This is a genomic window from Shewanella sp. FeAMO (genome assembly GCF_053653955.1).
In genome coordinates, this window is the sequence record NZ_CM132201.1 from 662,870 (window position 1) to 683,760 (window position 20,891).

Consider the following 20,891-nt stretch of genomic DNA (forward strand, 5'->3'; position numbering starts at 1 on the left):
GATTGAAGGTAAGCTTTGAAACCCTTTCCCAGAGCAGAGATTAGCAGCCGGGCGCTGCAACATAATCTGGCCAGGCTGCGTGAGATCGCACCCGCCAGCAAAGTTATTGCTGTCGTCAAGGCCAACGGCTATGGCCACGGCTCGCTGAACGTGGCCAAGAGTCTGAGCTGTGCCGACGGCTTCGGTCTGGCGCGGCTCGAAGAAGCGTTGGAGCTCAGGGCCGGTGGTGTAACGGCCAAGTTGTTGTTGCTTGAAGGTTTTTTTCGCAGCACTGAGTTGCCTCTGCTGGTTGAGCATGACATAGACACTGTGGTGCATCATAAGTCGCAGTTGCAGATGCTGGAGCAGGCCAAGCTGGACAAGCCGGTAACTGTGTGGCTCAAGGTTGACAGCGGCATGCACAGATTGGGTTTTCGCAGCGACGAGTTTAGCGAGGTGTATCAGCGGCTGCTGGATTGCCCGCAAGTGGCCAAGCCCATCAATCTGATGACCCATTTCGCCTGCGCTGATGAGCCGGACAATGACTATACTCGCAAGCAGTTGGAGCATTTCAACCAGCTCACCGCCGGGTTGGATGGCGACCGCAGTCTGGCCAACTCGGCCGGTGCCCTCTATTGGCCCAGCAGCCAGCAAAACTGGATTCGCCCGGGTATCGCCCTCTATGGGGTGTCGCCTGTTGTCGGTGACCGAGGCGCCAACCACGACCTGCAACCGGCCATGAGTCTGGTGTCACAGTTGATAGCCGTGCGCGAGCACAAGGCCGGGGAGAGTGTGGGCTACGGGAGTTTTTGGCGTTCATCAAGGGATACCCGCCTCGGCGTGGTGGCCATAGGTTATGGTGATGGTTATCCACGCAATGCCCCCGAGGGCACGCCTGTACTGATCAATGGTCGCCGGGTGCCTGTGGTTGGCAGGGTGTCCATGGATATGCTGACTGTGGATCTGGGGCCGGATGCCCGGGATGCGGTCGGTGATGATGCCCTCTTGTGGGGCCCGGCATTACCGGTGGAAGAGGTGGCGGCTCATATCGAAACCGTGGCCTATGAACTGGTGACCAAGCTAACTCCCAGAGTGGCCGTCTGCCTCGATTGAGTGAGTCATGCCATTGAGTTGGCAAACAATAAAGGGCGCCGAGGCGCCCTTTGTCATTACTGATTCTCGAAGCAGATCTCTATGTAAGCCGAGCCCTTGGGTGCGACAAAAGGCATGATGATCTTCTGGCCCTGGGCCTGATGGGAAATCTTGTGACCTATGCCGGAAACCACTACAGGGGTGGCCATTTCAAACTCATAGCCCTTGTCCGACAGCAGATTTTTGGCGCCGCCGGTCACCATGTTGGTGATTTCCCCCACCAGATCTGTCACTTCTTCATTGATATTGCCGGGATTCTCTCCCAGCATATTTTGCATTATCTCCAGGATCAGCCCTTGTTCAAAGGTGATCGACAGCGACCCTTTGGTCTGCGGGCCCACCATACCGATAAGCCCGGAGACATCGCCCTTGGCCAGGTTGTCTGTCTTGAGTCTGGGCTTACCCGGGGTCAACTGCATGTTGGCCATGGTGGAAACCACATTGAGAAGTGACTGAAGAAAGGGATTGATAAAAGTGACATTCATGCCGGATTTGTTCCTCTTGCTGCCTAGGGAAGTGCAGATAGCGTAAGGCTAATCCATAAGCGGTTTCACTCCCGCCCACTGGATCACACTCTTATTAGCTTAGAACAATGGCTTGGGCTCTGTGGCGATTTCTTGCCCGGAAAAACTGTGCCCGGCATAAAAACCGGGCACAGAGCGAGCTTCAGGAGACTTTTTCGATTTTCGCCGGTAGCCCCTGGCGGGCCGAGGCGCCGCTGGCCCAATCCACCAGAGGGTAGGAACCCGAACGGCTGGGATCCAGCACAGCGAGATCGTTGAGGTTAACCCCGGCGCGGATCAGCGGATTGGCAGCAACCTGCTTGCCATCTATGCTGAATGCCCGCGCGCCGAGCTCCTTGTGGCCAAAGCCGTGTTCGATGGCGATGCACTCGGGGTGCACGCCGGCGACGCACTCCACCAGTGCCAGCACACTGCCGTTGGGGGTGCTGATTTTCACTGTATCCCCTGTGGTTATCCCCAATCTTTGGGCCGTGTCTTTATTGATCCGCACCGGATTATTGGGGTGCACCTGCCTGAGTCTGTCAGAGCCGATACTCATGGAGCTCATGGTGTGTGACTTGTAGCTCGACAGCAACATGGGCCAGGACTGGCGGTCGAAGGCTTGCCTGAGTTCTGTGCCATCGGCCAGACGTTGACCATAGCTGCGCGGACAGCCACTGAGAAACTCGCCGCTCTGGGAGTGACGGCGACTGCCCACCTGAGGGTTCCATAACATCATCGGCTTGGGCCAGACCTTGGCGGGGTTGCCTTCGGCGTCCCTGGCCTTGTTCATTGATTCGAAACGGCCACCGCGGGCATAGAGATAAGCGACTCTCGATGCTTCCTCTTCGCCGAGACGGGCCTTGAGTTCGGGAATGATCCTGGCAACCCCGGACCAATAGAGATCTTCCTTGCCGATGGCGGGGACTTTCTCTCCCAACCAGGCGACGTTAGCGGCGCCGTAGAGAGAAAAGTCGGCGGCACGGGTCAGCGGGTGGCGTGTGCCATCATGGGCCAGCACCGCATTTTCACCGAAGCCGGGCAAGGCCAGCGCCATGGCAATCCGGGTAAGAAAGCTTTCCATGCACACGGGATCGCCATCCACTGTGTGCTCCACCCTGGGTTTGACTATCGGCCAGCGGCCGGTGGCAATCTTGGTCATGGTGCCCTGCCAGGCCGAGGTCCAGCCCCAGGACTCATAGGTGAGGGTGTCAGGCACTATATAGTCGGACAGTGCCGTGGTTTCGTTGATAAAACTGTCGATACTGATAAACAGCGGCAGCACCTTGGGATCTTTGAGCTTATCGCCTATGGCGGCGCCGAGCCCGGCCTGACCATAGACAGGGTTGCCCATATGGTTGATCCAGGCCTTGAGCGAATAGGGGTAACCGTTGACCGCCGCGGTTAGATGTTCGCTCAACATGGGCGCCGAAATCGGGAACCAGGGTTCCCTGGCCGGGTAGGGCGACTCGCCGGCCTGCTGCTTGCGCTTGTATTCCGAGCTTTTTTCATAGGGGAAACGGGAGCGTGACAGGAATACTCCCTTGGGCTGCACCATGCCGTCAAACTCGGCCAGATTGTAACGTGGGCCTTTGCCGAAGGGGGGGAAAGTACCGCCCTTGGCCAGCGCGCCGCCCTTTTGGTTGATATTGCCTATCATGGCGTTGAGCATCATGATGGCCCAGGCGGTATAGAAGCCATCACTGCTCATGGTGCCGCCGTGGCTGATCACCGCCGCCTTGCTGCCATGGCTGGTGAACTTGTTGGCCAGGGCCTCAATCTCATCGACCGGCACATCGCATTCGGCGCTGTATTGCGCCAACGTCTTGAGCCGGGCCGATTCGGCCAGCAGGCTGAAACTGCTCTTGCAGGCCAGGCTCTGGCCATTTTGTCCTGTGAGTCTGCGGTCCACTTCGAGCTGCGCCTTGGGGCAGGCTTCGGCGGCCATGGGTTCACCGCTGACGGCGTCCAGCACCAGCAAGGGGTCTTCATCACCGAAGGGCTTGCCGCTGAAGGCCAAACCCAATTCGCTGGCGTGCAGATATTGGCCGTATCTCGGATGCGCCTGGTCTGAATGCACCAGGAAACCGGCATTACTGAAACCGCGGAAACCGGCTGTTTTAGCGGCCTTGGCATTGGGAGCACTGAGAAACTCGGCGCTGTAGCGCTGATTGTCTATGATCCAGCGCAGCATGGCCATCGCCAGCGAGGCGTCTGTGGCCGGGCGGATCGGCAACCAGACATTGTCCGGCGCCGACGCCAGATTGGAGGTGTTGGGCAACATGGGCGAAACCACAACATAGCTGAAGTTGCGGTTGTTGACCCTGGCATTGGCCAGTTGCCGAGCCTGGCGCTTGAAGGGGTTGCCGGACTGCTGCGGTGAAGTGCCGATGAACAGCAGAAACTCGGCATGATCCCAGTCCGGTTTCAAGTGGGCGTACTTTTTCAGATCGTCCAGCAAGGCGCCGGCACCGGCCCGATAGCTGAAGCCACAGTAAGAGCCGTGGTTGGCAAAGTTACGGGTGCCGAAGCTGTTGAAAGTAAATCGTTTTATCAAGGTGTCCCGCCCTTCATCCGAGGCGTTGCTGACCAACAGCTGATTGGCCTTGGGGCCGTATTCAGGGTTGGCGGGATCCAAAGGCGTATTGAGATCGCGAATCGCCCTGAGTCCATCCACATGGCCTTCACCAAACAGATCGCCACCTTCGACAACCTCCTTGAGCAACTGCTCGAATGCTATGCTCTGCCATTGGCCCGAACCTCTGGGGCCGACCCGTTTCAGGCAGCGCGTTACCCGATAGGGGCTGTCCAATAATTCCAGCATGGCGTTGCCGCGGGCGCAGGCGGTGGAACGCCCGGCAAGCCCCTGCTCTTGCCAGGCGCTGGTGGACACCAGGGCATCGCGCACCGGGGTGTCAAAGTCCAGGTGTTCTCGGGCCGACAGTGGATGATAAGGGTTACCACTGATACGGATAATGCTGTCGGTTTCATTATCGATACGGGCTCGTACCCCGCATTTGGTCCAGCAGCCGAAACACATGGTGTTGGCCAGACGCTGGTTGTCATTGGCACTCAGTTGGCCACTATTCAGGTCGACCTTGAGCTCAGGTGCCAGCGAGTTGCCATGAATCGCTTCTTGGGTATTTTTGCCCGAGCTGCCATTGACCAGGCCTTTGCCCAGCTGGGTCAGGGTGTGGCTGTAGCCTGCAACAAACAGTCCGGTACCACCTGTGATGGCAGCCCCTTTGATAAAACGGCGTTTACTCTTGTCCATTATGCGGCTCCTTTCAGTCCGGTGGCAGACTGACGTATCAGTTCGGAAATCAGGGTGATCAGGGCCAGCCATAGGCCAAAGGTACCCAGGATCCCCAGCAGCCCCTGTGGGCCCCAGGGCAGTTCATAGAAGTAGGTGCCGGCGCCATACTTGGGATCTGTCTGCGCCTGGATAAGCACCAGCCAGCGAAAGCCCCAAGCCAGGTGGATGGCGGCAAAGCTGCCAAACAGCAAGGCCCAGCGGGGCAGATGTCTGAAGGCCAGCAGCAGCGCCAACAAGGCCAGGGTGGCCAGCACCCAGAGAGCGGCCAGTTGCCAACTTGGGCTGTCGCCGAGCAGTAATCTGGCTTCATTGGCGCTGTTGCCGCCACTGAGAGCCCAGCCGATAAGCAACAGGGCAAACAGGGCGAAGGAGCCACGCAGCCAGAGCAGCAGCTGTTTGTCGGTCTCCTGTTTATGGCCATTGAACAGGCGGTTGAGCCAAATCAGCATGCCGCTGCCGGCGGCCAGGGCGCTGGCGGCGAATAGAGGCGGCAGCCAGTAGCTGTGCCACAGTGGCCTGGCCTTGATGGCCATGGTTTCCATGCCGGTGTAGAGGGCGATGCTCAGGCCGCTGAGCAGGGCAACCCAGGCCAGAGGCTTGAGCCAGGGCTCGCCTTGCCAGTTCCCCAGGCGTAACCAGTATCCCAGGCGGCTCCAGCCATCTTTGGGCTGAGTCGGAAGGGAAGGGCGCAGCAAGAGGTAGGCAAAGGCCAGCGCCGCTGCCATAAACAGCGGCAGTAACCAGGCGCCATACCACATCCAGGAATCCGGTCTGAGCTGCATATAGAAGTGCCAGGCGCGGGCGGGTTGGTGCAGATCGGCCAAGAGTGCCACAGGTGCCACAATGGCGGTGCTGAGGATCAGGCTGCCGCAGAGTGTCAGCAGGCGCCTATCTTTGGCGCCGGGGCGGATAATGGTCAGCGCCGCAATCCACACCGCGGAATAGGCCAGTCCCATCATAAAGAAGTACTGCACCGCCCAGGGTAACCAGGTGATGGCGATATCCGGGGTCAAGATCTCTTTAATGTCCATGGTGCAACTCCTCTCCAGTGGCGGTCATCAGGCTGCGAACCGGTGCTTCGCCGCGGATCCTTTCTTCAAATGCGGCTGTCATCCCCAGATAGAATACGCAGGGCGAGGTTTCGGCTGAGGGCTTGAGTACCTTGATCTCGTCTCTGTACTCGGCCAGCATGCGACTGATTTGGCTGCCGGGATCGTTGAGATCGCCGATGATCCTGGCTTCACCGACACAGGTTTCGACGCAGGCCGGCAGCAAGCCCGCCTCCAGCCTATGGGCGCAGAAGGTGCACTTGTCGGCGGTGTTGGTGTCATGGTTGATAAAGCGCGCATCATAGGGGCAGGCCTGGACACAGTAACCGCAGCCGACACACCAGTGGCTGTCGACCACCACTATGCCGTCCTGGCGCTGAAATGTGGCGCCAGTGGGGCAAACCGGGATGCAGGGTGGGTTTTCGCAGTGGTTGCAGAGCCTGGGCAGCATCATAAAGGCGCTTTCCTGCCCTTGGGTCACTTCATACTGGTTGACTGTGGTACGAAACTGCCCCAGTGGGGGTTGGTTTTCTATGGTGCAGGCGACAGTACAAGCCTGGCAACCGACGCAGCGGCGCAGATCGATCAGCATGCCATAGCGTTTGCCACTGGTTGCCTGGGGCTTGGCGGTCGATGCCTGGGCGACGGGCAAAAACGCAGCTCCGGCGCTGATGGCGGCGATTTGCCCCAGTAGTTGACGTTTACTCTTGTCCATACAGACTCCTGAGTCTTGCGGTGATTGGAAACCCACCGGGCTCCTGTTGCCTGTATTCTCGGCAACTGGCGCCCTTGGTCTCTATAGTGGTTTTCCACATATCGGGGCCGCTATTGATCCAGCGCAAGAAATTGAGGCTAGAATGGCGGGCAGACTGATGCTGACCCAGCCGCTTGTGGCCGCAAGATTTTCTAACCGGAGCCAAAATCAAGAGATGAGAACCCTGTATCTGCTGTGTTATCTGTTTGCGGCTGTACTGCTCGGCCATTGGTCGTCAGCTGCGGCAGCGACTGAGCCTTTGCCGGTATCAGGCCCAGCCATGACAACTGGAGCGCTGACCGATAAGGCGGTGGTGGATATAGGTGTGTTGGCTACCCGGGGCTACAGCGACAGCATCAACCGCTGGCAACCCACCATGAATTGGCTCGAGCAGCAGATCCCGGGATATTACTTTCGCCTGCACCCTTTGACGCTGGAGCAGCTGTCGCAGGCGGTGGCCGCCCAGGAGCTGGACTTTGTGATCACCAATCCGGGCCAATCTGTGCTGTTGGCGCGGCAATATTCCTTAAGTTGGCTGGCGACCCTCAAGAGCCGCCTCAATGCCGGTGAGCCGATGCAGGTGGGTTCGGCGCTGGTGGTAAGAAGCGAGTCCAGCCTGCAACATCTGCAAGATCTCAGGCACAAGCGCCTGGGGATAGTCTCGACCCAGGCCTTCGGCGGCTACCTGACCTTGGTGTATGAAGCGCGGCTCAAGCAGATAGACCTGCCAAGCTATGTGGCCGAGATCCAATCTTTGGGATTCCCGCTGGATAATCTGCTCTATCGCCTGCGCGATGGCAGCATAGACGCCGCCGTGGTGCCAGTCTGCCAATTGGAGCAGATGGCGGCGGAGGGGCTTATCGATGCCGGGCACTATCGGGTACTGGACAACCAGGCGCCGGCAGGGTTTGCCTGCGAGGTGTCGACCCGCCTCTATCCCAACTGGTCCATGGCCAAGACCAGCCGTGCCGGTCAGGGGCTGGCCAAGCAGTTGACCCTGGCCCTGTTGGCACTGCCGGAGGACAGTGAGGCGGCCAAAATGTCCGGCTCACTGGGGTGGACTACGGCGGTCAGTCAACTGGCCATTGATAAGCTGCTCAAGGATCTGGACCTGCACCCATTGCAGGCGCCTTGGTGGCAAAGGGCGCTGCAGTGGCTCAAGGCCCACAGTCATTGGGGCTGGAGCTTGCTGGCGCTGCTGGTGCTGCTCAACGGTTATCACTTCTGGCTCGAATACAGTTTCAGCCGCCGCGGCCGGGAACTGGCCAAGGCCCAGCGGCAACTGAGTGAAAACCTCAGTCTGCTGGAACATGCCCAGCGGGCGGCGGTGGCCGGTGAACTGGGCGCCAGCCTGGCCCATGAGCTGAACCAACCTTTGGCGGCCATAGGCAACTATTGCCACGGCGCCAGTGTCAGGCTGCAACAGGGGCAACTGGACAAGTTGCCGCTGGCACTGGAACAGATACAGGCGGAAGTGGGCCGCGCTCACGGTATCATTCAAAGGCTCAGGGGGCTTTTGAAAAAGCGCCCGCCGCAAAAGCAGTTGCAGCCGTTCAGCCCCTTGCTGAGCGAGACGCTTATTCTGCTGGGGCATGAACTGGAGAAACAAGCGATCCGCGTCGATTGGCAGATTGTCGGCGAAGAAAGCCCCATGCAACTGGATACGGTCGCCATGCAACAACTCTTGTTGAATCTGCTTAAGAATGCCATCGAAGCCTTGGCTGAAGAGCCTAAAGCCGAGCGAATTATTTCGCTGCGGCTGGATTATCAATCCCAGCCCGGCAAGCTCTTGCTGGAAGTGCAGGACAATGGCCCTGGGCTTAAACTGGACGGCAAGAGCCTGATGCAGGCCTTTACCAGTACCAAGACAGATGGCCTGGGGCTTGGGCTGGTGATCTGCCGCGAAATCGCCGAGAGCCATGGCGGCAGTATCAGTCTGCTGCAGCCGCCTGAGGGCGGTTGTCTGGTCACAGTGTTGCTGGCTTAAACCCGTTTTGCCAAGGAGAAAGAAAAATGCCGGGACAATTTGCTGCCCAAAACAGTTCACCGACCGATGACAAGCGTCAGTCAGTCTATCTGGTGGATGACGATGATTCGGTGCGGCGTTCGTTGGGCTTTATGCTGGAAGGCTATGGTTTTGAGGTGCAGGCCTTTGAAGATGCAGAGCATTTTCTCAAGGCGCAGCTGCTGGAGCAGCCCGGCTGCCTGATCCTCGATATGCGTATGCCTGGGCTCAGTGGGGCGCAGCTGCAGCAGCTGCTCAATGAGCGTAATAGCCCGCTGGCGGTGATCTTTCTCACCGGTCATGGCGACGTGCCGCTGGCCGTGGATGCGCTTAAATCCGGCGCGGTGGACTTTTTTCAAAAGCCCGCCGATGGCGCTCGCCTGGCCGAGGCGGTCACCAAGGCGCTGAGTCACTCTGCCGAAATCGCCAAACACCGAAAGCTGCAAGGCATCTACCAGGCGCTGACTCCGAGAGAGAAAGAGATATTGCATCTCATCGCCAAGGGCTATAAGAACCAGCAAATAGCCGACGAACTCTGTATCGCCATGCGCACAGTGGAGATCCACAGATCCAACCTGATGAAGGGCATGCAGGTGAGCTCGCTGGCTGAAATGTTGTTGATTTATGCCGGGATAGAGACAGAGTTTGAGTAACTCGGGTCAAAAGTCTTCGGCGACAACAGAATGACCTTTGATTCGGGTTTATGAGAGGGATTCATCTGCGGCTGTCGTTTTATGGCCACAGAGGGTAAAATAGCGGCCCATTTTTGCGTACCGGATCCGTTAATGCCAAGCCCTATCGATGCCAACCGCCGTTTTTCCATTGCCCCCATGCTGGATTGGACGGATCGCCACTATCGTTACTTTGCCCGGCTGATGTCGAGTCAGACTCTGCTCTACACTGAGATGGTGACCACAGGCGCGATACTGCATGGCAAGGGCGATTATCTGGCTTATAACCAGGAAGAGCACCCGCTGGCATTGCAACTGGGTGGCTCCAATGTTGAGGATCTGGCCCGCTGCGCCGAAATCGCCCGGCAAAGGGGGTATGACGAAGTTAACCTCAATGTGGGATGCCCATCGGATAGAGTACAGAACGGCCGCTTTGGTGCTTGTTTGATGGAAGAGCCAGAGCTGGTGGCCCATTGCGTCGATGCCATGCGCCAGAAGGTAGATATTCCGGTGACGGTCAAGACCCGCATCGGCATAGATGATAAAGATTCCTACGAATTTCTTTGTGACTTCATTACCAAGGTGAGTGCCGCCGGCTGCGATACTTTCATCATCCATGCCCGCAAGGCCTGGTTGCAGGGGCTTAGTCCCAAGGAAAACCGTGAGATCCCGCCATTGGATTATCCCAGGGTGTATCAATTGAAGCAGGACTTTCCCGGCCTGCATATCAGCATCAATGGTGGTATCAAGAGCTTTGAAGAGATGCATGCCCATCTGGCCCAGCTGGATGGGGTGATGGTGGGGCGTGAAGCCTACCAAAATCCCTATCTGTTGGCCGAGGTGGATCAGAAGATCTTTGGCCTCGATAGCCAGGTTATGAGTCGCGATCAGGTGGTGGATGCCATGTTGCCCTATGTGGAAGCTCATCTGCAGTCGGGTGGCCGCTTGAATCATATCAGCAGACACATGACAGGCCTGTATCAGGGGATCCCCGGTTCTCGCAGTTGGCGCCGTCATTTGAGCGAGAATGCCCACAAGCCGGGTGCCGGCATCGAAGTGCTGCTTAAGGCTCGTGAAATGATGCACAGCGGAGTTTGACCTTGCTGTAATACCCGAGTGGTGAAAATCGCTATGGTGATAGTGCTTTTTACCAACAGATAGGAAATTGCTGTATTTTTGTGCTGTTACGGTCAGTCATTCTGTGTTAGTGATTGGCCGTTTTTATTTTTTATTTCATTTAATATCATATCTTTAATAGAAATTTTTCCCAGTTGGCACGCCCTTTGAATTAGTCATCTTGACCGCTGACCCGTTCAGCTTAACCAGAAAGGGATGACAAGCATGAAAACTTCCAACCTGACTATTAAATCTTTGCTTCTTGGCGTTGTTTTGGCTTCAGCCAGTGTTTCAGCCCAGGCCGATGTACTGCCTACTCAACCTATCCTCAGTGCTGTTGAACAGAACCTGAGTCAACAGGCCCAGACCATGTTGCTCAGTGCCAAGCGTGAAATGCTGGCCTCCCTGCAACAGGAACTGGAGCGTAGCGTGGCCCAACTGAGCGACGAGATGACTCAAGAAACCCTGAGTCAGATCACCGAATTACCCGTGGAGACCAGTGTTCTGACCCAAGCCAACGATTGAGGTGCCTATGTGGATAAATAGCACCTTGGCACTACTGATGTTTCTGCCGTTGCTTGGCTACACCCTGGTGGCGTTGTTAGCCTGCAGTGCCCGGCAGATACAGTTAACGAGATAATCGGAGTCAGTTATGTTTGATTTGGAACGTACACTCAAGGGAAATTCTTCCATCGTCTGTGGCCTATGCCGCGATATGGCCGAGCGTTTTGGCTGGTCGGTATTCTGGACCCGAATTGTTGCCGCAGTCATCACTCTGATGCACCCATTGCTCGGGTTGACGGCTTACTTTGCCCTGGCACTGTTGTGGCCCAAGTGGGTGAAATGAGTATGTATAACAAGAGTCGAAACAAGCACAGAAGATATAGGTTGCTGTCTCAGTTACTGGTATGGAGCATAGTCGGCGCACTGATCCTTATGGTCTCTCTGCTCAGCCGCGAGTTTATGTCAGTGGGGATCTGGGGTAGCCCGTTTTTATGGCTGGATGCCGAGAACTGGAGCTGGGTGTTGACCCTGATAACCGCGATGCTGGCATTGGTGTGGGCCGCAATGACTTTCAGTGTGTTGGCGGTGGTGTGTGTACTTTGTGTTGCTGCGGCATTACTGATGTTTATCAGCGGCTTTGCAATGATTTGGCCCGTGCTGGTTTTGGCATTGGCAGTATGGGGAATAGGCAAGTCCAGTCAATGGCAGGAGTAGTGTTGCTGCGACTGGCTTGGTGTCAGCCCAGCCGCAGCAACATTGGATTCAGCCTCGATGATCTAACCTTTGTTGAGAAACTGGCGGAAAACCGCTTTGGCTTCATCGCTCTGAAGACGCTGGCCGAAGAGTTCCAACTCCTGATGCATCTGGTGTTGTACCCGGCTCTTGTGTGGCCGCATAAGTTGTCTGGTGAGTTGCAGTGCCTGAGGTGGCTTGGAAGCCAGGGCTTTGGCCTTTTCCAGCGCATAAGGGAAGAGTTCCACCGGACTCAACATGCGGTTGATGAGTTTGAGATCCAGCGCCGTTTCGGCATCGAAACTTTCGCCCAGCAACAGCAGTTCAGAGGCCTTTTGATAGCCGACCAATTCAGGTAGTAGCAGGCTGGAGCCGGCTTCAGGCACCAGTGCCAGGTCGATAAAGGGCAAACGGAACTGGGCTGTGTTATCGGCATAGACAAGGTCACAATGCAGCAGCAGCGTGGTGCCGATTCCGACAGCGGCTCCGCTGACAGCGGCGACCAAGGGCTTTTTCAGCTCCAGCAGGCAAAAGAGAAATCGCACCGCAGGGTGGTTAGGCCCCAGATCCGGCTGCTTGAGAAAATCCGCCACATCATTGCCTGAAGTAAAGCAGTTTTCACTGCCTGTCAGCAGAAAGGCACGGATCTCGTTGTCCGCTTCCCCCTGGATCAGGTATTCTGTAAGCTGCTTATACATATCGAGATCGAGGGCGTTACGTTTATCCGGACGGTTAAAACGTATGATGCGTACACCCTGCTCATCCTGAACCTGAATCGTGCTCATTCGTTGTTTCCTTTGCTGACGAAATGGGTTTTACATGGAGTTTAAGACATAGATGGCGATATTCAAACAACTGTTTAAAGTTATCTTGCTGGCCGGCATCAGTGCCAGCGCCTTCGCCTCGAACATAATGCTCGAACAAGGATATATCCGGGCCATGCCCGCTTCTGTTCCCAATACGGCGGCGTATCTGACACTCAGCAACCATGGCGCGGCGACTGAGCTGGTTTCTGCCAGCACCCCTGTGGCCCGTGAAGCCATGCTGCATACCCTGATTGAAGAAGATGGCCTGGTTAAAATGCGCCATGTGGCGGCTTTCCCGCTGCCTGAGCATGGCCAGTTGACGCTGCAAAGCAGCGGCGATCACATCATGATCATGGGCCTCAAGGCACCGTTAGAGCTGGGGCAAAAAGTGCCTATGACACTCAGTTTTGCCAATGGTGAAACCCTCAATATCGAACTCGAAGTAAAATCCCCCAATGATGCTCCTGCAGCCCAAGAGCATCATCACCATCATTAAGGAGAACCCGGGATGCAAATGACATGGAAAAAAGGTGTCGGTGCAGCGGTCATAGTGTTCGTTATCGCATACGGCATCAGTGTTTGGTGGAGTATTGAACCCGAAGTGTTGACGCCCAAGGTGATGACATCGGAAAAGGGCGAGAAAATCACAGGTTATGCCACTACCAGCGCCTTGATCGAAACCATGGAGACCTTGCTGGATAAGCAAGGAGGCTGGTTGTCCAACGACATGATGCCGCCTTCTGTGATGATGGACAACATGCCGGCGTTTGAATTCGGTGCCCTGGAACAGGTGCGGGATCTCGCCTTGATCATGCGTAAAGAGTTCAGCCGCTCCCAGTCTCAGTCCACCGCTGACAAAGATCTGCTGGAAGCACATTCCAAGCTGAATATCGAGCATACCAGTTGGCTGGTGCCCAGTGCCGAGAGCGAGTATCGCGATGCCATCAAGCTATTGAAGGTTTACCGGGCGCGGATGATGGATCCCAATAACCCGGATGCCCAGTTTTATGCCCGCGCCGATAACCTCAATGAGTGGTTGAAAGAAGTGCAGAAGCGTTTGGGCAGCATGTCACAGCGTCTGGCCGCCAGTGTTGGTCAGGAGAGGCTGAATACCGATCTGGCCGGTGACAGTGCCGCCCGTCAGTCGACCCCCAACCTGGCGAGCCAGCAGATTAAGACCAGCTGGTGGCAAATAGACGATGTCTTCTATGAATCCAGAGGCTCTGCCTGGGCCTTGCTGAATTTCATGAAGGCGGTAGAGGTCGATTTTGCTGACGTACTGAAGAAAAAGAATGCCGAAGTGAGTCTCAAACAGATCATCCGTGAACTGGAAGCGACTCAGCAAACAGTCTGGAGCCCAATGATCCTCAATGGTTCCGGATTCGGTTTGGTGGCCAACCATTCCTTGGTGATGGCCAACTATGTGTCCCGCGCCAATGCCGCGGTGATTGATTTAACCAACTTGCTTTCACAGGGTTAATTTATGAAAAAGACTTTATTGGCGACAGCCTTGCTGGCTTCTTTGATGGCGACCTCCGCCCAGGCAGCAACAGTCGTAGGCTTTAAGGTAGGCGCCGATTACTGGAAAGGAGATGCCAGCGGTACTTTCGCCGAGAAAGGCCAGCCGCAGCAGGAGTTCAACTATGACTCTTCCGCCCAGTACAGCCTTTGGTTCAGCGTTGAGCACCCTGTGCCACTGCTGCCCAACCTGAAGATCCGCGAAAACCGCCTGAAAGAAGATGGCGCTATGAGCAATGCCAACTTCAGTTTCAACGGCCACACCTTCAGCGGTGATGTGTATGCTACGGCCGACCTGAGCAACACAGACTTTATCCTTTACTATGAGCTACTGGACAATGATCTGGTTTCTCTGGATGTGGGTGGGGCCTACAAGTTGATGGATGGTTCTTTCCGGGTGGCAGACAAGGGGCATCCTGAGCAGCGTGATATCGACAGCGGTGTGGTCATGGGTTATGCCAATGCCGAGGTTGGCCTGCCTTTCTTCGGCTTGTACGCCTTTGCCGATGTGTTGGCCGGTATCAATGAATCCAGTGTCTATGACTACCAAGTAGGTCTGGGCTGGGAGTTTGATGGCGTGGCGCTGGATACCCGGGTACGTGCCGGCTACCGCGACTTTAAATTTGACGTGAACGGCTTCAACGGCATGAGCAGTAATATGCAGTTTGACGGCTTCTTTGCCGGTGTTGAACTGGTGTTCTAATTCCGTTTCAGTCGATTAGCCACAAAAAAAACCGCCAGTTGGCGGTTTTTTTTATTGGTTAAGCTTCAGCTTACTGCTGTGCAGGAGTTGTCAGGCCGTTGTTGATTGAGATGACGTCATCTTCATTCAGGGTGCCTGTGGCTTGTTTCAGCGCCAATATCGACTTGATATAGCCGTAACGGGCGTTGGACAGCTGACGCTTGGAATCATACAGATCCCGGGTACGGTTCAGCACGTCAACTATGGTACGGGTACCCACTTCAAAACCGGCTTGAGTGGCTTTCAATGCACTTTCGGAAGAGAGCACTGATTGCTCATAGGCCTTGATGGAGCTGATAGAAGCACCAACGTTGTTGAAGTTGTTGCGAACATTTTTGACTACCTGGCGATAAGTCTGTTCCAGCTTCTGGCTGGCTTCAACATAGGCGTATTGCGCCTGTTTCACCTGAGAGCTGACCTTGAAACCTTCAAAGATAGGTACACTGAGGTTAACCCCAACGGTGCCGTTATCGAAGTCAGGTTGGCTCTGGCTGCCGATTTCCTGCTCCAGGCCTTTGGTATAACCGGCGCTCAGGCTTAGAGACGGCATATGGCCGGCCTTATAGAGGCTGATGGTTTCCTGGGCGATATCTTTACCGATACGCTGGGTCAGCAGGTCGACACTGTTGGTCTCGGCCATCTTAAGCCAATCGCCTGGCACTGCCGGGGTTGGGCTGGCCGCAGAGAAGCGGTTGGTATCCAGGATGTCGATGCTCTTGTGATCTATGCCGGTGATTTCACGCAGGGCTTCATAGCTGTTGATCAACTGATTCTCTGCCAAAATTTCATCGGCGGTCGCCAGATCATACTGAGCCTGAGCTTCATGAACATCGGTAATGGCTGTCAGACCAACGGCAAAGCGCTGTTTGGTTTGTTCCAACTGACGCTCGATGGCACGCTTCTCGGCGCCTTTGAACTCGTAGTTGTCCTTGGCGGCCAACACGTCAAAGTAAGCGGTTGTTACTCGGGTGATCAGTGTCTGCAGGGCAGAGGCGTAGACGGCATCGGCCTGTGATGCAGCTTTCTCCGCCAGGCTCAAACCGACCCAGGCAGAATGATCATAGATGACCTGGTTAAGTTTAATCGCACCTGTCAGGCCGCTGGTGTCGGCACTGGGATCGTTCCAGGCTTTGTCATAACCGACATTGGCACTGATGGTTGGCAGCAGTGGTGCGCGATTCTCTTCAATTTTCTCATACAACTGGTCTCTTTGGGCCTTGGCCTGGAGTACCACTGGATCATTGGTTAATGCCTGCTGATATATCTGAAGTAAATCGTCGGCTTGAACGGCCGGGGCAGAAACTGCGAGCGTTAACGCCGCGCATAAAGTGCGGATCTTGAATTTCATTGGCTGTCCTTATAGACAAACACCCTGTGACGGGCGGTTTCAACTTCGTTAGACTGTTAATGCCTTTGATAAAGGCGGTTTGCGCTTCCCGACGCTTCCCGATACAGCAAAACTTAATGGTTTTGATACTAAAAAATCAACCGTTTTCAAGTCAATTCGGAAGTGTAACAGATTTTATTGGCAAATGGTGCCGGGTGGTTTGAAATTGCACCTTTTATAGCTAAAGCGGAGTGAAAATGGCAGCAGAAAAATTCACCAAAGAGGATGTTCAGGTGCTGGGGCAGCGCACGCTATACCGTGGGTTTTTCCGTATGGAGGAATACCGTTTCCGTCATCGGCTGTTTGCCGGGGGCTGGAGCGATGAAGTGACTCGTGAGGTGTTTGAGCGCGGCCATGCCGTGGTGGTTTTACCCTATGATCCGCGAGAAGACAAAGTGGTGTTGATTGAGCAGGTGCGGTTTCCTGCGCTGGAAACCAGTGAATCTCCTTGGCTGCTGGAGTTGGTGGCGGGTATGATTGCCCCCGGCGAAGTGGCCGATGAGGTGGCCAAACGGGAACTTTTGGAAGAAACCGGACTCAATGCCAGTGCAATTTCGGCCGTAAGCAGCTATCTTTCCAGCCCCGGAGGTTGCAGTGAACGCTTCTTCTTTTACTGGGCGGCGGTGGATTCATCCAAGGCCAAAGGGCTGCATGGCTTGGCCGAAGAACATGAAGACATTAAGTTGCATGTGCTTTCCCGCAGTGATGCTTATGCCAAGGTGCTTAGTGGCGAAATCGACAATGCTTCGACCGTGCTCGGACTGCAATGGTTGCAGCTTAACTATCAAAGTTTAATCCAGGCCAATGAACAAGAAAGACAGTGACAAGAAATACCAGCCGGATGTCAGCCGCTTTTTAGCCCTGTGTGGCCGCAACTATGGCCATATTCAGCGCTGGTTGCCGGAGCAAGGTGAAGTGGGTGAAAGCTGGCAGGTAGAAGGGGATTTCGGCTGCCTGGATGTCGAGCTGCTGGAAAATACCCGCTATACCCAGTTGGTCAGTATTTCCCGCCATGTAGGGAAGGGCGGATTGATACCTGTCCCCAAGGTCACTGTGCGGATTTATCATGATGCTAAATTAGCAGAAGTGTTAAGCAGCCGACAGATTTACCAATTGCGGCCAGTGTATGATTATCCGAACTTACGCATGTACCACCGCGATGAAAAGTACCAGGTAAACGCCTTCCTGGAGGAGTTATTGAAAATAGACTGTCAGGCGCGCCTCGTTTGTCAGTCCTGAGATTGGGTAATCAAAGTGCTGAAAGAGGCAATCACATACAGTATTCCTGAGGACAAGAGTGTTCGTTTGGTGCAGATCACAGATCCTCACCTGTTTGCCGATCCTGAAGGACAGCTTCTTGGCGTAAATACCGCCAACAGTCTCAATGCCGTTATCAATACCATCCAGGCAGTCAAGTATCCCGCCGACATGCTGCTGGCCAGTGGTGACATTAGCCAGGATTACTCCGGTGAGTCCTACCGCAACTTTGTCGAAGCCATCAAACCGCTGAATCTGCCCTGCCATTATCTGCCTGGCAATCACGATGACCCCAGGATCATGTATCTGCATATGCAGGGTGAGCGTGTCTATGGTCACAGGCGGGTATTGGCCGGGAATTGGCAGATTATCTTGCTGGACTCCACAGTGCGGGGAAAGCCCGGGGGCCATATGGCCGAAAGCGAAATTGAGATCATCCGCAGTGCCATAGCCGCCGAACCGGACAAACATGTGCTGCTGGTAATGCATCATAATCCTGTGCTGGTGGACTGCACCTGGCTGGATCAGCACTGTATGGACAATGGCGCCCATTTCCTCAAAGAGATGGGGCGTTATCCTCAGGTCAAGGGCATGCTCTGGGGCCATGTTCATCAGCAATTGGATACAGAATATCAGGGTGAAACCCACAAGTTATCTCTGATGGCGACACCATCGACCTGTATTCAATTTAAACCCTTGTCTTCCTATTTTGCGCTGGATGCACTGCAGCCTGGCTACCGTTTGCTGGAGCTCAAGCCCGATGGTAGCATGCTCACCAATGTTTATCGGATCCCGGGCGAGCGCTTCGCACCGGATGCTGAGGCCAGCGGCTACTGAATTTGCTTTGGAGCAGTGGCCCCTTGTGAGGAACTATGCTGCTCTACATTCACGGTTTCAACAGTTCTCCCTTGTCCGACAAGGCCGTGCTTACCCGCACCTATATTGAACAACATTTTCCAAGTGTGCGACTGGAGCAGCCACAGCTACCCACTTCGCCCAAGGCGGCAATGGCGTTGCTGATCCAGTTGACCGAAGCGGCCAAAGCCAAGGGCGAGCCACTGGCGTTTATCGGTTCATCCCTCGGCGGGTATTTTGCCTCTTGGCTGGCGGAGCGCTATGGCGGCAAGGCGGTATTGGTCAACCCGGCGGTGCGTCCCTTTGAGTTATTCAGCGACTATTTGGGGCTGCAATACAACCCTTATACCGACGAACATTACCAATTATTGCCACAACATCAGCAGCAGCTGATTGAATTTGATACGCCGGTCATTCTCAATCCGGATCGTTTTTTTGTATTATTACAGACTGCCGATGAGGTGCTGGATTATCGCCAGGCCCTGGGCAAATATCACTGCTGTGAGATGCTGCTGGAAAGCGGTGGAAACCATAGTTTTGTGGGTTACGGCGACAAGCTGGACGCAGTCTGCCGTTTTTTACACTTATCTTGACAATCAGATCCTCGCGGCCCACCATGGCCTGAACATAAAAGACAGTGTGCGCTATGACCAATCAATACACCTCCGATGCCATTGAAGTACTGAACGGACTGGATCCGGTAAAACGCCGTCCCGGCATGTATACCGATACCACCCGACCCAACCACCTGGGTCAGGAAGTCATAGATAACAGTGTCGATGAGGCTTTGGCAGGGTTTGCAACCCGAATCGATGTGGTGTTACACACAGACAACTCGCTGGAAGTCACAGACGATGGCCGTGGTATGCCGGTGGATATTCACCCGGAGGAGGGGATCCCAGGGGTCGAGCTGATCCTGACCAAACTGCATGCCGGTGGTAAGTTTTCCAACAAAAACTATCAGTTTTCCGGTGGTTTGCATGGGGTGGGGATCTCTGTGGTCAACGCCCTCTCCAAAAGGGTTGAGATCACGGTTCGCCGCGATGCCAAAGTGTATGAAATGGCCTTTGAGCATGGCGACAAGGCCGAGAGTCTCAGGGAAACCGGTACCTGCGGGCGCCGCAATACCGGCACCCGGGTACAGTTTTGGCCCGATCCCAGCTATTTTGACTCACCGAACTTTTCGGTCACCAAGCTGACTTATCTGTTGCGGGCCAAGGCGGTACTCTGTCCTGGGCTCAGAATTCGTTTCGCCAACAAACAAAACGGTGAGGTTCATGAGTGGTTTTATGAAGAGGGCCTGACCGATTATCTGAAAGACTCCCTCAAAGAAGCCCCGGCGCTGCCACAGGAGCCTTTTGTCGGCAGTATCAAGACCAATCTGGAAGCCGCTGACTGGGCCATTACCTGGCTGCCTGAGGGCGGCGACAGTATCAGCGAAAGCTATGTCAACCTGATCCCAACGCCGCTTGGTGGTACCCATGTGAACGGTTTCCGTCAGGGACTGCTCGAGTCGATGCGTGAGTTCTGTGAGTTTCGCAACCTGATCCCAAGGGGGATTAAGCTTAGCCCGGAAGATATCTGGGACAAGGCCAGTTTTATTCTGTCGGTGAAGATGCAAGATCCGCAATTTGCCGGCCAGACCAAGGAGAAACTCTCCAGCCGCCAGTGTTCTGCGTTTGTGTCGGGTGTGGTGCGTGATGCCTTCAGCCTCTGGCTCAACAGCAACACAGATCAAGCCGAACTGCTGGCCGAGATGTGCATCAACAACGCCCAGAAGCGCCTCAAGGCGGCGAAGAAAGTCGCCCGTAAGAAGGTCACTTCAGGCCCGGCGCTGCCCGGTAAATTGACCGACTGCACAGGTCAGGATCCGGCACGTTCCGAGCTGTTTCTGGTGGAAGGGGACTCGGCCGGTGGCAGTGCCAAACAGGCCAGGGACAGAGAGTTTCAGGCGATCATGCCGCTGCGGGGCAAAATTCTCAACACCTGGGAAGTGGAAGCGAGCCAAGTGTTGGCCTCCCAGGAAGTGCACGATATTTCAGTGGCCATAGGCTGCGATCCCGATAGCGACGATATCTCCGAACTCAGATACGGCAAGATATGTATTCTCGCCGATGCCGACTCGGATGGTTTGCACATAGCAACCTTGCTGTGCGCGCTGTTTTTGAAACATTATCGCACTCTGGTTGAAAAGGGGCATGTGTATATCGCTATGCCGCCACTGTTCCGTATCGATATCGGCAAAGAAGTGTTTTACGCTTTGGATGAGCCTGAAAAGCAAGGCATTCTTGACAGAATTGCCGCAGACAACAAGAAAGGAAAAGTGCAGGTCACCCGCTTTAAAGGTCTGGGTGAGATGAATCCACTGCAACTGAGGGAAACGACCATGGATCCCAACACCCGTAGATTGGTACAACTGACCATAGATGATGTCGACGAGACTGTGGCATTGATGGACATGTTGCTGGCCAAGAAGCGCTCAGGTGATCGTAAGTCGTGGCTGGAAACCAAGGGAGACCTTGCTCAGCTGTAATCGCCCTTGATG

21 protein-coding genes are annotated in these 20,891 nt (G+C 55.2%); 15 read left to right on the forward strand and 6 right to left on the reverse strand.

Annotated elements, in window-relative coordinates; genetic code table 11:
* Positions 1–15 precede the first annotated feature (15 nt).
* Positions 16–1,092: an alanine racemase gene (gene alr / locus ACWAU4_RS03055; RefSeq protein WP_071239116.1), complete on the forward strand. Its 1,077-nt coding sequence runs from the start codon at positions 16–18 to the stop codon at positions 1,090–1,092.
* 56 nt (positions 1,093–1,148) lie between these two features.
* Here alr and ACWAU4_RS03060 read toward each other — a convergent pair whose 3' ends face one another.
* The 4 genes from ACWAU4_RS03060 to dsrO form a co-directional block, all read right to left on the reverse strand.
* A complete protein-coding gene (locus ACWAU4_RS03060) occupies positions 1,149–1,616 on the reverse strand; it encodes a chemotaxis protein CheX (RefSeq protein ID WP_028779668.1) in 468 nt (155 codons plus the stop codon).
* Between the two features lie 181 nt (positions 1,617–1,797).
* The gene (locus ACWAU4_RS03065) at positions 1,798–4,908 is read right to left on the reverse strand and encodes a tetrathionate reductase subunit A (RefSeq protein WP_101059261.1); all 3,111 of its coding nucleotides are present in this window, start codon (positions 4,906–4,908) and stop codon (positions 1,798–1,800) included.
* Positions 4,908–5,981 carry an NrfD/PsrC family molybdoenzyme membrane anchor subunit gene (gene nrfD, locus ACWAU4_RS03070; protein ID WP_101059262.1) on the reverse strand — a complete coding sequence of 358 codons (1,074 nt, stop codon included), beginning with the start codon at positions 5,979–5,981 and terminating at the stop codon, positions 4,908–4,910. Before nrfD ends, ACWAU4_RS03065 begins: the two co-directional genes overlap by 1 nt.
* A complete protein-coding gene (dsrO, locus tag ACWAU4_RS03075) occupies positions 5,971–6,714 on the reverse strand; it encodes a sulfate reduction electron transfer complex DsrMKJOP subunit DsrO (RefSeq protein ID WP_101059263.1) in 744 nt (247 codons plus the stop codon). The genes nrfD and dsrO overlap by 11 nt, the downstream gene beginning before the upstream one ends.
* Positions 6,715–6,928: 214 nt before the next feature.
* Here dsrO and ACWAU4_RS03080 point away from each other — a divergent pair, with 214 nt between their 5' ends.
* The 6 genes from ACWAU4_RS03080 to ACWAU4_RS03105 all read left to right on the forward strand — a co-directional run bounded on the left by ACWAU4_RS03080 (position 6,929) and on the right by ACWAU4_RS03105 (position 11,763).
* A complete protein-coding gene (locus ACWAU4_RS03080; protein ID WP_208125476.1) occupies positions 6,929–8,740 on the forward strand; it encodes a sensor histidine kinase in 1,812 nt (603 codons plus the stop codon).
* Between the two features lie 26 nt (positions 8,741–8,766).
* Positions 8,767–9,411, forward strand: a complete 645-nt coding sequence (locus ACWAU4_RS03085) for a response regulator transcription factor (RefSeq protein WP_208125477.1) — start codon at positions 8,767–8,769, stop codon at positions 9,409–9,411.
* A 132-nt stretch (positions 9,412–9,543) separates the two neighbouring features.
* A complete protein-coding gene (gene dusA, locus ACWAU4_RS03090; protein WP_083390389.1) occupies positions 9,544–10,527 on the forward strand; it encodes a tRNA dihydrouridine(20/20a) synthase DusA in 984 nt (327 codons plus the stop codon).
* 243 nt (positions 10,528–10,770) lie between these two features.
* Positions 10,771–11,070, forward strand: a complete 300-nt coding sequence (locus ACWAU4_RS03095; protein WP_025009352.1) for a hypothetical protein — start codon at positions 10,771–10,773, stop codon at positions 11,068–11,070.
* 127 nt (positions 11,071–11,197) lie between these two features.
* Positions 11,198–11,392 carry a PspC domain-containing protein gene (locus ACWAU4_RS03100; protein ID WP_025009353.1) on the forward strand — a complete coding sequence of 65 codons (195 nt, stop codon included), beginning with the start codon at positions 11,198–11,200 and terminating at the stop codon, positions 11,390–11,392.
* Positions 11,389–11,763 (forward strand): hypothetical protein, encoded by a 375-nt coding sequence (locus tag ACWAU4_RS03105; protein WP_129585965.1) that lies wholly within the window; start codon positions 11,389–11,391, stop codon positions 11,761–11,763. The genes ACWAU4_RS03100 and ACWAU4_RS03105 overlap by 4 nt, the downstream gene beginning before the upstream one ends.
* A 62-nt stretch (positions 11,764–11,825) precedes the next feature.
* On the opposite strand, the gene ACWAU4_RS03110 is transcribed toward ACWAU4_RS03105, so the two are convergent.
* A complete protein-coding gene (locus tag ACWAU4_RS03110) occupies positions 11,826–12,566 on the reverse strand; it encodes an enoyl-CoA hydratase (RefSeq protein ID WP_025886877.1) in 741 nt (246 codons plus the stop codon).
* Between the two features lie 52 nt (positions 12,567–12,618).
* Here ACWAU4_RS03110 and ACWAU4_RS03115 point away from each other — a divergent pair, with 52 nt between their 5' ends.
* The 3 genes from ACWAU4_RS03115 to ACWAU4_RS03125 are packed head-to-tail and all read left to right on the forward strand — an operon-like array spanning position 12,619 to position 14,808.
* A complete protein-coding gene (locus tag ACWAU4_RS03115; RefSeq protein ID WP_071239108.1) occupies positions 12,619–13,083 on the forward strand; it encodes a copper chaperone PCu(A)C in 465 nt (154 codons plus the stop codon).
* A gap of 12 nt (positions 13,084–13,095) precedes the next feature.
* On the forward strand, positions 13,096–14,067 hold the full coding sequence (locus ACWAU4_RS03120) for a DUF2333 family protein (RefSeq protein ID WP_025009356.1): 972 nt from the start codon (positions 13,096–13,098) through the stop codon (positions 14,065–14,067).
* A 3-nt stretch (positions 14,068–14,070) separates the two neighbouring features.
* Positions 14,071–14,808 carry a TIGR04219 family outer membrane beta-barrel protein gene (locus ACWAU4_RS03125; protein WP_025009357.1) on the forward strand — a complete coding sequence of 246 codons (738 nt, stop codon included), beginning with the start codon at positions 14,071–14,073 and terminating at the stop codon, positions 14,806–14,808.
* 70 nt (positions 14,809–14,878) lie between these two features.
* On the opposite strand, the gene tolC is transcribed toward ACWAU4_RS03125, so the two are convergent.
* Positions 14,879–16,195: an outer membrane channel protein TolC gene (gene tolC, locus ACWAU4_RS03130; RefSeq protein WP_144191551.1), complete on the reverse strand. Its 1,317-nt coding sequence runs from the start codon at positions 16,193–16,195 to the stop codon at positions 14,879–14,881.
* A 236-nt stretch (positions 16,196–16,431) separates the two neighbouring features.
* On the opposite strand from tolC, the gene nudF reads away from it, so the two are divergent.
* Genes nudF through parE form a run of 5 tightly spaced genes read left to right on the forward strand, consistent with a single transcriptional unit; the run spans position 16,432 to position 20,879 of the window.
* Positions 16,432–17,058, forward strand: a complete 627-nt coding sequence (gene nudF, locus ACWAU4_RS03135; RefSeq protein ID WP_144216778.1) for an ADP-ribose diphosphatase — start codon at positions 16,432–16,434, stop codon at positions 17,056–17,058.
* Positions 17,039–17,473: a DUF1249 domain-containing protein gene (locus ACWAU4_RS03140; protein ID WP_028779682.1), complete on the forward strand. Its 435-nt coding sequence runs from the start codon at positions 17,039–17,041 to the stop codon at positions 17,471–17,473. The genes nudF and ACWAU4_RS03140 overlap by 20 nt, the downstream gene beginning before the upstream one ends.
* Positions 17,474–17,488: 15 nt before the next feature.
* Positions 17,489–18,328 carry a 3',5'-cyclic-AMP phosphodiesterase gene (gene cpdA / locus ACWAU4_RS03145; protein ID WP_025009361.1) on the forward strand — a complete coding sequence of 280 codons (840 nt, stop codon included), beginning with the start codon at positions 17,489–17,491 and terminating at the stop codon, positions 18,326–18,328.
* Between the two features lie 35 nt (positions 18,329–18,363).
* Entirely contained in the window at positions 18,364–18,939 is a 576-nt protein-coding gene (locus ACWAU4_RS03150) for a YqiA/YcfP family alpha/beta fold hydrolase (protein ID WP_208124156.1), read from the forward strand.
* Positions 18,940–18,992: 53 nt separating this feature from the next.
* Complete coding sequence (gene parE / locus ACWAU4_RS03155; protein ID WP_025009362.1) at positions 18,993–20,879, forward strand: DNA topoisomerase IV subunit B; 1,887 nt, start codon at positions 18,993–18,995, stop codon at positions 20,877–20,879.
* Positions 20,880–20,891: the final 12 nt, after the last annotated feature.